The sequence below is a fragment of the Arthrobacter sp. TB 23 genome (assembly GCF_000294595.1).
Lineage (GTDB): Bacteria > Actinomycetota > Actinomycetes > Actinomycetales > Micrococcaceae > Arthrobacter_D.
The window spans coordinates 24,025-37,701 of record NZ_ALPM01000021.1; the positions used below are offsets into that span (position 1 = coordinate 24,025).

The 13,677-nt window shown below is 60.2% G+C and carries 12 protein-coding genes; all 12 read left to right on the forward strand.

From position 1 onward, the window contains the following. Positions 1-128 precede the first annotated feature (128 nt). Entirely contained in the window at positions 129-4,019 is a 3,891-nt protein-coding gene (locus tag B384_RS0102090; RefSeq protein WP_019481487.1) for a DNA-directed RNA polymerase subunit beta', read from the forward strand. A gap of 335 nt (positions 4,020-4,354) precedes the next feature. Further along, entirely contained in the window at positions 4,355-4,729 is a 375-nt protein-coding gene (gene rpsL / locus B384_RS0102095) for a 30S ribosomal protein S12 (protein WP_019481488.1), read from the forward strand. Beyond that, positions 4,729-5,199, forward strand: coding sequence for a 30S ribosomal protein S7 (gene rpsG / locus B384_RS0102100; RefSeq protein WP_019481489.1), 471 nt, complete (start codon positions 4,729-4,731; stop codon positions 5,197-5,199). The genes rpsL and rpsG overlap by 1 nt, the downstream gene beginning before the upstream one ends. Positions 5,200-5,241: 42 nt before the next feature. Then, a complete protein-coding gene (fusA, locus tag B384_RS0102105) occupies positions 5,242-7,356 on the forward strand; it encodes an elongation factor G (protein WP_019481490.1) in 2,115 nt (704 codons plus the stop codon). A gap of 151 nt (positions 7,357-7,507) precedes the next feature. Then, on the forward strand, positions 7,508-8,698 hold the full coding sequence (gene tuf, locus B384_RS0102110; protein ID WP_019481491.1) for an elongation factor Tu: 1,191 nt from the start codon (positions 7,508-7,510) through the stop codon (positions 8,696-8,698). 280 nt (positions 8,699-8,978) lie between these two features. After that, the gene (locus B384_RS17455; RefSeq protein ID WP_192813045.1) at positions 8,979-9,929 is read left to right on the forward strand and encodes a type IV toxin-antitoxin system AbiEi family antitoxin domain-containing protein; all 951 of its coding nucleotides are present in this window, start codon (positions 8,979-8,981) and stop codon (positions 9,927-9,929) included. A 626-nt stretch (positions 9,930-10,555) separates the two neighbouring features. Continuing rightward, the gene (gene rpsJ / locus B384_RS0102120) at positions 10,556-10,864 is read left to right on the forward strand and encodes a 30S ribosomal protein S10 (RefSeq protein WP_003803825.1); all 309 of its coding nucleotides are present in this window, start codon (positions 10,556-10,558) and stop codon (positions 10,862-10,864) included. 16 nt (positions 10,865-10,880) lie between these two features. After that, entirely contained in the window at positions 10,881-11,537 is a 657-nt protein-coding gene (gene rplC, locus B384_RS0102125; RefSeq protein ID WP_024475622.1) for a 50S ribosomal protein L3, read from the forward strand. Continuing rightward, complete coding sequence (rplD, locus tag B384_RS0102130; RefSeq protein ID WP_019481494.1) at positions 11,534-12,202, forward strand: 50S ribosomal protein L4; 669 nt, start codon at positions 11,534-11,536, stop codon at positions 12,200-12,202. The genes rplC and rplD overlap by 4 nt, the downstream gene beginning before the upstream one ends. Next, a complete protein-coding gene (gene rplW, locus B384_RS0102135; protein ID WP_019481495.1) occupies positions 12,199-12,504 on the forward strand; it encodes a 50S ribosomal protein L23 in 306 nt (101 codons plus the stop codon). The genes rplD and rplW overlap by 4 nt, the downstream gene beginning before the upstream one ends. A 31-nt stretch (positions 12,505-12,535) precedes the next feature. Next, positions 12,536-13,375, forward strand: coding sequence for a 50S ribosomal protein L2 (gene rplB, locus B384_RS0102140; RefSeq protein WP_024475620.1), 840 nt, complete (start codon positions 12,536-12,538; stop codon positions 13,373-13,375). A gap of 12 nt (positions 13,376-13,387) precedes the next feature. Then, on the forward strand, positions 13,388-13,669 hold the full coding sequence (gene rpsS, locus B384_RS0102145) for a 30S ribosomal protein S19 (protein ID WP_019481497.1): 282 nt from the start codon (positions 13,388-13,390) through the stop codon (positions 13,667-13,669). Positions 13,670-13,677 lie beyond the last annotated feature (8 nt).

Consider the following 13,677-nt stretch of genomic DNA (forward strand, 5'->3'; position numbering starts at 1 on the left):
TCGAACACCGGTCCGGATGGCGCCGGCGGTCGCCAGGTCTGCGAGGACCAGTGACCCCGTGAACGCCTCCTCCCCGCCCCTTATGAAGACTTCAAGAATTTAGAGAACAAAGAGAGAACAGGGACCATATGTCCAGCGAATCCTCCTTCGGCCTCATGCGAATCGGCCTTGCCACTGCGGACGAAATCCGTGGTTGGTCTTTTGGCGAGGTCAAGAAGCCGGAAACCATCAATTACCGTACCCTCAAGCCTGAGAAAGACGGCCTCTTCTGCGAGAAGATCTTTGGACCTTCCCGCGACTGGGAATGCTACTGCGGCAAGTACAAGCGTGTCCGCTTCAAGGGCATCATTTGTGAGCGTTGTGGCGTCGAAGTAACCCGCGCCAAGGTACGCCGTGAGCGCATGGGACACATCGAGCTTGCAGCTCCCGTCACCCACATCTGGTACTTCAAGGGCGTTCCCTCGCGCTTGGGCTACCTGCTGGACCTTGCACCGAAGGACCTCGAGAAGGTCATCTACTTCGCTGCCTACATGATCACCTCAGTCGACGAGGAAAACCGTCACGCTGAACTGCCGAACCTCCAGGCCGAGCACGACCTTGAGAAGAAGCAAATGATCGACCAGCGCGACTCCGACATCGCCACCATTGCCAAGGACCTTGAGGATGAGGTTGCCCGGCTTGAGGGTGAAGGCGCCAAGGCTGCCGAGAAGAAGAAGGCTCGCGACTCGGCTGACCGCCAGATGGCCAACGTGCGTAAGCGCGCTGACATCGAGATCGAACGCTTCGAGCAGGTCTGGGACCGGTTCAAGAGCCTCAAGGTCGCAGACCTTGAAGGCGACGAGGGCCTCTACCGCGAGCTGCGCGACCGTTACGGACTGTACTTCGAGGGCTCGATGGGCGCCGAAGCAATCAAGAAGCGTCTTGAGAACTTCGACATGCCCGCCGAGGCCGAAATGCTCCGCGACATCATTCAGAACGGTAAGGGCCAGCGTAAGACGCGGGCTCTGAAGCGACTGAAGGTCGTCAACGCGTTCCTCACCACCACCAACAGCCCACTCGGCATGGTGCTCGATGCAGTCCCAGTGATCCCACCGGAATTGCGCCCCATGGTTCAGCTGGACGGTGGCCGCTTCGCGACCTCCGACCTCAACGACCTGTACCGCCGCGTGATCAACCGCAACAACCGCCTGAAGCGCCTGCTCGATCTCGGTGCGCCCGAGATCATCGTCAACAACGAAAAGCGGATGCTCCAGGAAGCTGTTGACTCCCTGTTCGACAACGGTCGTCGTGGCCGCCCGGTCACCGGACCAGGCAACCGCCCGCTGAAGTCGCTCTCTGACATGCTCAAGGGCAAGCAGGGTCGGTTCCGCCAGAACCTTCTGGGTAAGCGCGTTGACTACTCGGGTCGTTCGGTAATCGTCGTCGGCCCTCAGCTGAAGCTGCACCAGTGTGGTCTGCCCAAGCAGATGGCGCTGGAACTCTTCAAGCCGTTCGTGATGAAGCGTCTGGTTGACCTCAACCACGCGCAGAACATCAAGAGCGCCAAGCGGATGGTTGAGCGTTACCGCCCGCAGGTCTGGGATGTTCTCGAAGAGATCATCACTGAGCACCCTGTCCTGCTTAACCGCGCACCTACCCTGCACCGGTTGGGTATCCAGGCGTTCGAACCACAGCTGGTTGAAGGTAAGGCCCTTCAGCTGCACCCACTCGTTTGTGGCGCGTTCAACGCTGACTTCGACGGCGACCAGATGGCAGTTCACCTGCCGCTGAGCCCTGAGGCCCAGGCCGAGGCGCGCATCCTGATGCTCTCCTCGAACAACATCCTGAAGCCTTCGGACGGCCGTCCGGTGACCCTGCCTTCGCAGGATATGATCATCGGCCTGCACCACCTCACCACCAAGCGTGAAGGTTCAGCAGGCGAGGGTCGTGTCTTCAGCACCCCGGCCGAAGCCATCATGGCCTTCGACATGGGTGTCCTGCACCTGAACTCGGTAGTGCGGATCCGGATTCCGAACTTCGTGCCCAGCGCTGATGTCGCTGCGCCCGAAGGCTGGGTTGAAGGAACTCCCGCGCTGATCGAAACCTCCCTCGGACAGGTGCTGTTCAACGAGACGCTGCCCGCTGACTACCCCTGGGTTGAGAAGGTTGCCGATAAGGGACAGCTGTCCACCATCGTCAACGATCTCGCCGAGCGGTACCCGAAGGTTGTTACGGCGGCAACGCTGGATAACCTGAAGGATGCCGGTTTCTACTGGGCAACCCGCTCCGGTGTCACCGTGGCCATCTCCGATATCTCCGCGCCGATCAACAAGGCCGGCATCATGGAGGTCTACGAAAAGCAGGCCGCCAAGGTCCAGTCCCAGTTCGACAAGGGCCTCATCGCTGATGAGGAACGTCGTCAGGAACTGATCGACATCTGGAACAAGGCAACCAACGAGGTTGCCGAGTCCATGCGCGGCGCCATGCCGAAGGACAACACCATCAACCGTATGGTTTCCTCCGGTGCGCGTGGTAACTGGCTCCAGGTCCGTCAGATTGCGGGTATCCGTGGTCTGGTAGCGAACCCCAAGGGTGAGATCATCCCTCGTCCGATCAAGTCCTCCTACCGTGAGGGCCTGTCGGTGCTGGAGTACTTCATCGCAACGCACGGTGCCCGTAAGGGTCTGGCAGATACCGCTCTGCGTACCGCCAACTCGGGTTACCTGACCCGTCGTCTGGTGGACGTGTCGCAGGACGTCATCGTTCGCGAAGACGACTGTGGTACCGAGCGTGGGTTGAACGTCACCATTGCGGTGCCGAACAGCGACGGTGAGCTGGTGCTGCACGAAGAGGTCGAGAACTCTGCGTACGCACGCACCCTGGCCAGCGAAGTTGTTGACTCCAAGGGCAAGGTGCTCGCACCAGCCGGTTCCGACGTCGGCGACGTCCTGATCGGCGAGCTGTTCGCTGCCGGTGTGACTGACATCAAGGTGCGCTCCGTGCTCACCTGTGAGTCGAAGGTCGGAACCTGCGCCCTCTGCTACGGCCGCTCGCTGGCTACCGGCAAGACGGTCGACATCGGTGAGGCGGTTGGCATCATCGCTGCACAGTCCATCGGTGAGCCAGGCACGCAGCTGACCATGCGTACATTCCACACCGGCGGTATCGCGTCGGCGGAAGACATCACCCAGGGTCTGCCTCGTATCCAAGAGCTCTTCGAAGCGCGTACCCCCAAGGGTGTCGCTCCGATCTCCGAGGTCGCGGGTCGCGTCAACATCGAGGACGGCGAGAAGCAGCTTCGGCTGGTTGTCACCCCCGACGATGGCTCCGAGGAAATCGCCTACCCAGTCCTGCGGCGTGCGCGCCTGCTGGTCACTGATGGCGAGCATGTTGAGGTTGGACAGCAGCTGGTCTTTGGTGCTGTCGATCCGAAGCAGATCCTCCGGATCCTCGGCCCTCGTAAGGCACAGGAATTCCTGGTCGATGAGGTACAGACCGTGTACCGCAGCCAGGGTGTAGGCATCCACGACAAGCACGTCGAGGTCATCGTTCGCCAGATGCTTCGCCGCGTCACGGTGATCGAGTCAGGTGAATCGAACCTCCTCCCCGGAGAGCTGGCAGAACGCCGTCGCTTCGAGGACGAGAACCGTCGAGTGGTATCCGAGGGCAAGAAGCCGGCTTCAGGCCGTCCCGAGCTCATGGGTATCACCAAGGCGTCGCTCGCCACCGAGTCGTGGCTGTCAGCCGCATCCTTCCAGGAGACCACCCGCGTTCTGACGCAGGCCGCCATGGAAGGCAAGAGCGACCCTCTGCTGGGTCTGAAGGAAAACGTGATCATCGGTAAGCTGATCCCGGCCGGAACTGGCCTGGACCGCTACACGAAGATCACCGTCGAACCGACAGAAGAAGCAAAGGCCAACCTGTTTACTGGTCCGAGCGCTTTCAGCGACTTTGACTATGCAGGCGTCGAAGGTTCGATGACACCCGAGTTCCACGCCATCCCACTGGATGACTACGACATGGGTTCCGAGTTCCGCTAGGCGATCCGCTAGAAGATACTGAAGCAGCAGGTCCCGCACACCTTCGGGTGGGCGGGGCTTGCCGCGTTAAACCCTTCCGCCCTGGGTGGGGGAGCGGCCAGCAGAAGTTGGGACTCCTGGGGCGCGTCTAAGCGCTAAGCGATCTCTGGTAGAGTAGTGGTAATTGTTTGTGTGGCAGAGGATCGGCGTCTTGACGGACGTATCTCCGCGTTGTAGGGAACTTGTACAACGAATGCCACATTTTCGCACGCCTACGGTCAAGTCGCGACGGCTTACATGTGTGGGTTCGGCGCAAACGACAGCCAATATCTCTAGACATTACGGAGAACGCAGAAGTGCCTACTATTAACCAGCTGGTCCGTAAGGGCCGGACACCTAAGGTCGTCAAGACCAAGGCGCCCGCACTGAAGGGCAGCCCCATGAAGCGCGGCGTTTGCACCCGCGTTTACACGACCACCCCCAAGAAGCCGAACTCGGCGCTCCGTAAGGTCGCCCGTGTGCGCCTCAACGGCGGCATCGAAGTTACCGCTTACATCCCAGGTGTCGGTCACAACCTTCAGGAACACTCCATCGTGCTGGTGCGCGGTGGTCGTGTGAAGGATCTGCCCGGTGTCCGTTACAAGATCGTCCGTGGTGCGCTTGATACCCAGGGTGTCAAGAACCGCAAGCAGGCTCGTAGCCGCTACGGCGCGAAGATGGAGAAGAAGTAATGCCACGTAAGGGCCCGGCCCCTAAGCGGCCGCTAGTTGTAGATCCCGTTTACGGTTCCCCACTGGTCACTCAGCTGATCAACAAGGTACTCGTCGACGGCAAAAAGTCCACTGCAGAACGCATCGTGTACGGCGCACTTGAGGGTGCCCGCGCCAAGAGCGGCGGCGATCCTGTCGCCGCACTGAAGAAGGCAATGGACAACGTCAAGCCTTCCCTCGAGGTCCGCTCCCGCCGAGTCGGCGGCGCGACCTACCAGGTCCCCGTCGAGGTCAAGCCCGGCCGCTCCATGGCACTCGCCCTGCGGTGGCTCGTTGGCTACTCGAAGGCTCGCCGCGAGAAGACGATGACCGAGCGCCTCATGAACGAGATCCTGGATGCTTCCAACGGTCTCGGTGCAGCTGTCAAGCGCCGCGAGGACACGCACAAGATGGCTGAGTCGAACAAGGCCTTCGCACACTACCGCTGGTAACCAGACTCCGACTTCTAGAAACCCAAGAATAAGGGAGACACCGTGGCACAGGACGTGCTTACCGACCTCAACAAGGTCCGCAATATCGGCATCATGGCCCACATTGATGCCGGCAAGACCACTACTACCGAGCGCATCCTGTTCTACACGGGTGTAAACCACAAGATCGGCGAGACGCACGACGGCGCCTCCACGACTGACTGGATGGAACAGGAAAAGGAACGCGGCATCACCATCACGAGCGCCGCCGTGACCTGCTTCTGGAACAACAACCAGATCAACATCATCGACACCCCGGGCCACGTCGACTTCACGGTAGAGGTTGAGCGCTCATTGCGCGTCCTCGACGGTGCAGTGGCAGTGTTCGACGGCAAGGAAGGCGTAGAACCGCAGTCCGAGACCGTCTGGCGCCAGGCTGACAAGTATGAAGTTCCCCGTATCTGCTTCGTCAACAAGATGGACAAGCTGGGCGCCGACTTCTACTTCACCGTTGACACCATCATCAGCCGTCTCGGCGCCAAGCCGCTGGTCATCCAGCTGCCAATCGGCGCGGAGAACGACTTCGAGGGCGTCATCGACCTCGTGGAAATGCGCGCGCTGACCTGGCGCGGCGACTCCAAGGGTGACGTCACCATGGGTGCCAAGTACGAGATCGAAGAGATCCCGGCTGACCTCGTGGAGAAGGCTAACGACTACCGGGCGCGTCTGCTCGAAGCCGTTGCCGAAGCTGATGACGAGCTCATGGAGAAGTACCTCGCCGGCGAAGAACCTTCGGTTGCCGAGATCAAGGCTGGAATCCGTAAGCTCACCATTGCTTCGGAGATCTACCCGGTCCTGTGTGGCTCAGCGTTCAAGAACCGCGGCGTTCAGCCGATGCTTGACGCTGTTGTCGACTACCTCCCGAATCCACTGGATGTTCCCCCGATGATCGGTCACGATCCCCGGGACGAGGAAATCGAACTGACTCGCAAGCCGAGCACCGAAGAGCCGTTCTCGGCTCTGGCCTTCAAGGTGGCTACCCACCCGTTCTTCGGACAGTTGACGTTCATCCGCGTGTACTCCGGCCAGATTTCGGCTGGCACGCAGGTGACCAACTCCACGAAGAACAAGAAGGAGCGCATCGGCAAGCTGTTCCAGATGCACGCCAACAAGGAGATCCCCGTTGAGGAAGCCCTTGCAGGTCACATCTACGCAGCCATCGGTCTGAAAGACACCACCACCGGCGACACGCTGTCGGACAGTGCCAACCAGATCGTGCTCGAGTCGATGAGCTTCCCTGACCCAGTGATCTCGGTTGCGATTGAACCGAAGACCAAGGGTGACCAGGAGAAGCTGTCAACGGCTATCCAGAAGCTCTCCGCTGAGGACCCGACCTTCCAGGTCTCCCTCAACGTTGACACTGGCCAGACGATCATCGCCGGCATGGGCGAGCTTCACCTGGACATCCTGGTGGACCGCATGCGCCGCGAGTTCCGCGTCGAAGCCAACGTGGGTAAGCCCCAGGTTGCTTACCGCGAGACGATCAAGCGCGCCGTCGCCAAGCACGACTACACCCACAAGAAGCAGACGGGTGGATCGGGTCAGTTCGCGAAGATCCAGATCGCCATCGAGCCGATGGAAGTTGAAGACGGCGTCCTGTACGCGTTCGACAACAAAGTCACCGGTGGTCGTATCCCTCGCGAATACATCCCCAGCGTCGACGCGGGCATCCAGGATGCCCTCAACGACGGCGTCTTGGCCGGTTACCCGGTTGTCGGCATCAAGGCTGTGCTGCTCGACGGCGCTTACCACGATGTTGACTCGTCCGAAATGGCGTTCAAGATCGCTGGCCGGATGGCGTTCAAGGAAGCGGCACGGATGGCTAATCCTGTCCTGCTCGAACCATTGATGGAAGTTGAAGTCCGCACCCCTGAGGAATACATGGGTGAAGTTATCGGTGACCTCAACTCACGTCGTGGCCAGATGCAGTCCATGGAGGACGCCAGCGGTGTCAAGGTCATCAAGGCCATGGTGCCCCTGTCGGGTATGTTCGGATACATCGGTGACCTGCGGTCGAAGACCCAGGGCCGCGCGGTGTACTCGATGAAGTTCGACAGCTACTCGGAAGTTCCGAAGGCAGTTGCCGACGAGATCATCCAGAAGACCCGCGGCGAATAACTTTTCCGCAGACCAGCTGCAGGAGCCATCCGGCTCCTGCAGCATGCAGTAATTTCATCAAAGTAAAAGCCCCCAGTAGACTTGCAACAGTTTCAGCCGCGAACAGCGCGGCTGGGAAGCAAATCTTCTCAAAACGTTCTAGGAGGAACCCGTGGCGAAGGCAAAGTTCGAGCGGACTAAGCCGCACGTTAACATCGGAACCATCGGTCACGTTGACCATGGAAAGACGACGTTGACGGCTGCCATTTCCAAGGTGCTGTACGACAAGTACCCCAATCTCAACGAGGCACGCGACTTCGCGTCCATCGACTCGGCCCCCGAGGAGAAGCAGCGCGGCATCACCATCAACATCTCGCATGTTGAGTACCAGACCGAGAAGCGCCACTACGCACACGTAGACGCTCCCGGCCACGCTGACTACATCAAGAACATGATCACCGGTGCCGCACAGATGGACGGAGCAATCCTCGTGGTTGCTGCGACCGACGGCCCGATGGCTCAGACCCGCGAGCACGTTCTGCTCGCCCGCCAGGTTGGCGTTCCCTACCTGCTGGTCGCGCTGAACAAGTCCGACATGGTCGACGACGAGGAACTGCTTGATCTCGTCGAGATGGAGGTCCGCGAGCTGCTCAGCGCGCAGGGCTTCGACGGCGACGAGGCACCAGTTGTGCGCGTCTCCGGCCTGAAGGCACTTGAGGGCGATCCCGAGTGGGTCAAGTCCGTTGAGGACCTGATGGACGCAGTCGACAACAGCGTTCCGGACCCAGTCCGCGACAAGGACAAGCCGTTCCTGATGCCTGTTGAAGACGTCTTCACCATCACTGGCCGTGGCACCGTTGTTACGGGCCGCGCCGAGCGTGGAACCCTGAAGATCAACTCGGAAATCGAGATCGTCGGCATCCGTCCGGTCCAGAAGACCACGGTTACCGGTATCGAGATGTTCCACAAGCAGCTCGACGAAGCATGGGCAGGCGAGAACTGTGGTCTCCTGCTCCGCGGAATCAAGCGCGAAGATGTTGAGCGTGGACAGGTTATCGTCAAGCCGGGTTCAATCACCCCGCACACCGATTTCGATGCCAACGTCTACATCCTGGCAAAGGACGAAGGCGGGCGTCACAACCCGTTCTACTCCAACTACCGCCCTCAGTTCTACTTCCGTACAACTGACGTCACCGGTGTCATTACTCTCCCCGAGGGTACTGAAATGGTTATGCCTGGCGATAACACTGAGATGACCGTTGCGCTCATCCAGCCAATCGCTATGGAAGAAGGCCTCGGCTTCGCTATCCGCGAAGGCGGCCGCACCGTAGGCTCAGGACGCGTTACCAAGATCATCAAGTAACTCTTCACGAGTCACTGAGGAAAGGCCCCGCTGCAGTTGCAGCGGGGCCTTTCCTTTTTGAGTTTGCCCTCGCGTCGGTCTTTTGATGGCGCAGCAGGTGTCGGCGGGCGCAGTACATATCGGCATCCGCCCCACCTATAGCTGCAGCGCTTGCCGATTACCGCAGCGCAGGACGTTTTCGGCTGCGGGAGAAGAGTTCCGGGACGCTGGCCGGGGGAGCGTTGTCCACAAAACGACGACGTTGCACCCTGGCCGGTCGCTGGCGCGCCACACTCGGGGTATGAATCGTATGCTCGAATTGCGTAACCACCTGAGGACTTCCTCGGAACTGGCACTGCAAGGCGTGGACCCCACCCAACTGCAGCGTCAATGCAGAGCCGGCACCCTGGTCCGGGTGAGGCACGGCATCTACCTGGGGGCCGAGGTATGGCACAACCTGGACCGCTGGGACAGGTATCGGATGTTGGTCCTGGCAGTAAACCTCAGCGCCCAGCGACCGCCGCTTTTCTCCCACGAGTCTGCAGCCCTGATTCATTCAATACCAATTCTGGGTGTCCCCCGCGTGGTTCACACGCAACAGGAGGGCCGTCGGTCCGACAGGTCGCGGAAGGATATCCGCCGCCATTTTACGGATGACTACGAGCCGGCAAAGGTACGGTTGGATGGTCTACGCGCGACCTCGTTGAACTACACGCTTTTGGCTCTGGCCACTGAGACCACCTTCCCCAGCGCCGTCGTCGCGCTGGATGACTCACTCCGGCGGAACAGGACTGACCCGGTCCAGTTACGGACCGCAGCGCAATGTCTGGGGACGGCGGCGGCGAACCATCGGTTTGGCATGGTGCTGGACTTTGGCGATCCGGCGTCGGAATCCCCGGGGGAGTCCGCCAGCCGGGCGCTCATGGCCCTGTTCGGGATCCAGCCGCCCGAACTTCAGAAGACGTTCCGCGATGCCCAGGGCTTCGTCGCCCAGACGGACTTCTATTGGCGGGAACGGGGGCTGATTGGTGAGTTCGACGGCCTCATCAAATACCAGAAGCCCGAGTACATGGGCGGACGTAGCGCCAGCCAGGTGGTGGTCGATGAAAAGATCCGCGAAGATCGGCTGCGTGCCCTCGGTTTTACTGTGGTGCGCTGGGTCTGGGAGGATGTCAACAAACCGCAGCGGCTGCTCTCTTTGCTGGTCTCCAAGGGATTGATTGCTGGAAGCCCACTCAGATGGAAGCGGTAGAACCCGACCAGCGCAGCAGAAAACGGCAAACGCCCCAGGTATGTGTGCTGCGCCAGCCGCTTTCGGCCGCTCTGTCGGGTTTGGGCCGCGTTCACCCGTGGGGGAGAGGCCGGGAACGGGCCGAAGGAATGGTCCAGCTGCAGTTTGGTTCGCAGCATAGTGGCGGAGGGGCAGGGGAGTGGTTGCCCGACGGCGATTCTGCGGCCTGACCACTATTTTGAAGGTGGGTGCCTGCAAAGTTCACTATCCGGGGGCGTGTCGCCGCGTGGATTCGCCTTATGCCCTGATATCTGGCAAACTGGACAAGTTGTTCAAGCGCTTGCGCGCGCGGTTTGAGATACCGTCCCGATCAGGATAATGCCTGATGCAGGGTCAGTGTTCGCCGGGCGGTTAGCCCAAATATAACCACCCCCATTTCAGTTCGGCTGGAAACGTGGAAGCAAACAGAGGGATCAGTTTGCAGAAAATCCGCGACACGCCCGAGCGCGGGGGTCGGTACCTCCACAGGGTGAGGAACCCGGAAACTTCCGGATTCAGTCTGTGGGAGGAGCGCCAGTGCAACGGGCGCAGCACGTGCAGGAACTGACAGATATTCAAGAATTCTTGAGAGAGAGAGTCGAGACGCCATGGCGGGACAAAAAATCCGCATCCGGCTGAAGTCGTATGACCACGAGGTCATCGACGTATCAGCACGGAAGATCGTTGAGACGGTGACGCGCGCAGGCGCTACGGTAGTTGGCCCAGTGCCCCTGCCGACGGAGAAGAACGTGTACTGCGTTATCCGCTCACCGCACAAATACAAGGACAGCCGCGAGCACTTTGAAATGCGTACTCACAAGCGTCTGATCGACATCATTGACCCCACGCCCAAGGCCGTTGATTCGCTGATGCGTCTCGACCTGCCTGCGGACGTGAACATCGAAATCAAGCTGTAAGGGAGAGCGGATCATAATGTCTACTTCACTTACGCGTCAGGTAAAGGGTCTTCTGGGCACCAAGCTCGGAATGACCCAGGTCTGGGACGAAAACAACCTGCTGGTACCGGTTACCGTCGTCCAGGCTGACTCCAACGTCATTACCCAGCTCCGCTCAGCGGACCAGGACGGCTACACAGCTGTCCAGATCGGCTTCGGCCAGATCGACCCTCGCAAGGTGACCAAGCCACTGGCCGGTCACTTCGAAAAGGCTGGCGTCACACCGCGCCGCCACGTAGTTGAGCTGCGTACCTCCGATGCTGACACCTACTCGCTGGGCCAGGAGCTCTCTGTTGAGATCTTCGAAGCCGGCCAGAAGGTCGACGTCATCGGCACCACCAAGGGCAAGGGCTTCGCAGGTGTCATGAAGCGTCACGGCTTCCACGGCGTCGGCGCATCCCACGGTGCCCACAAGAACCACCGCAAGCCCGGCTCTATCGGTGGCGCGTCCACCCCTAGCCGCGTCTTCAAGGGTATGAAAATGGCAGGCCGTATGGGTGCCGTTCGTCAGACCACTCTGAGCCTCACAGTTCACGCTGTGGATGTCGAGAAGTCGCTGCTGCTGATCAAGGGTGCCGTTCCCGGCGCCCGCGGCCAGGTCGTCCTCGTGCGTACCGCCGTGAAGGGAGCATGACCAATATGGTCACGAACTCAGTTGTCAACACCGTCAACGTCGATCTCCCAGCGGAGATCTTCGACACGCAGACCAACGTGCCCTTGCTGCACCAGGTTGTTGTAGCTCAGCTTGCTGCTGCCCGTCAGGGTACGCACAAGACGAAGACCCGCGCAGAGGTATCCGGCGCCGGCCGCAAGCCGTTCAAGCAGAAGGGAACAGGTCGCGCCCGTCAGGGTTCGATCCGCGCCCCTCACATGACCGGTGGCGGCGTCGTACACGGACCCACCCCACGCGATTACAGCCAGCGCACCCCCAAGAAGATGAAGGCTGCCGCTCTGCGCGGTGCCCTCTCTGATCGGGCACGCAACGGTCGTATCCACGTCCTCGAGTCCCTGGTATCCGGCGACAAGCCGTCCACCAAGGGTGCAATCGAAGCGCTTCGCAGCATCTCGGAGCGTCCAAACTTGCTCATCGTTATCGAGCGCGCCAACGATCTCACGGCTCTGTCCGTGCGGAACGTCCCGGAAGTACACGTCCTCTATGTTGACCAGCTCAACACCTATGACGTGCTGGTTTCCGACGACGTGATCTTCACGAAGGCCGCTTACGACACGTTCGTCGGGTCAGCTGACTCGACCGTAGATGCTGACGAGAGCACAACAGCTACGGAGGACGCCAAGTGAGCGCGACCATCTCCAAAGATCCCCGCGACGTCGTCCTTGCGCCGGTCGTTTCGGAAAAGAGCTATGGCCTGATCGACGAAGGTAAGTACACCTTCCTGGTCGACCCTCGCTCGAACAAGACAGAGATCAAGTTGGCCGTGGAGAAGATTTTCTCCGTCAAGGTCGATTCGATCAACACACTCAATCGTTCGGGTAAGCGCAAGCGCACCCGCTTCGGCTGGGGGCAGCGTAAGGGCACCAAGCGTGCCATCGTGACCCTCAAAGAAGGAACGATCGACATCTTCGGCGGTCCGCTCGGTTAGGGCGGAGACCACTTTAACGAGGAAATGACACATGGCTATTCGTAAATACAAGCCAACAACGCCTGGCCGTCGCGGTTCAAGCGTTGCTGACTTCGCAGAAATCACTCGGTCGACACCGGAGAAGTCCCTGGTGCGTCCCCTCCCTAAAAAGGGTGGACGTAACAACACCGGCAAGATCACGACCCGTCACAAGGGTGGTGGCCACAAGCGCCAGTACCGCCTGATTGACTTCCGTCGCCACGACAAGGACGGCGTTGACGCCCGCGTTGCTGAGATCGAATACGATCCCAACCGCACGGCTCGCATCGCGTTGCTCCACTACGTTGACGGCACCAAGCGCTACATCGTTGCACCTAACCGCCTGAAGCAGGGCGACATGGTGGAAGCCGGTTCCGGTGCTGACATCAAGCCAGGCAACAACCTGCCACTGCGTAACATCCCGGTTGGTACCGTGATTCACGCTGTGGAACTGCGTCCAGGCGGCGGGGCCAAGATGGCTCGCTCGGCCGGTGCGTCAGTACAGCTGGTTGCCAAAGAGGGCCGCTTCGCGCAGCTCCGTCTCCCATCCGGTGAAATCCGCAACGTGGATGTTCGCTGCCGGGCCACCATCGGTGAAGTTGGAAACGCAGAACAGTCCAACATCAACTGGGGCAAGGCCGGCCGCATGCGCTGGAAGGGCGTCCGCCCAACCGTTCGTGGCGTTGCCATGAACCCGGTTGATCACCCACATGGTGGTGGTGAAGGTAAGACCTCTGGTGGCCGTCACCCGGTGAACCCGAACGGTAAGGCCGAAGGCCGTACCCGCCGCAAAAACAAAGAGAGCGACTCACTGATTGTGCGTCGCCGTCGTTCCGGCAAGAACAAGCGATAGGAGCCTGGAGACATGCCACGCAGCCTGAAGAAAGGCCCCTTCGTCGATCAGCACCTTTTTGTGAAGGTAGCTCGTGAAAACGACAAGGGCACCAAGAACGTCATCAAGACGTGGTCCCGCCGCTCAATGATCATCCCCGACATGCTGGGGCACACGATCGCCGTGCACGACGGGCGCAAGCACATCCCGGTGTTTGTCACAGAGTCAATGGTCGGGCACAAGCTCGGCGAATTCGCTGCGACGCGGACCTTCCGCGGCCATGTAAAGGACGACCGCAAGGGCAAGCGCCGCTAGGCGCTGCT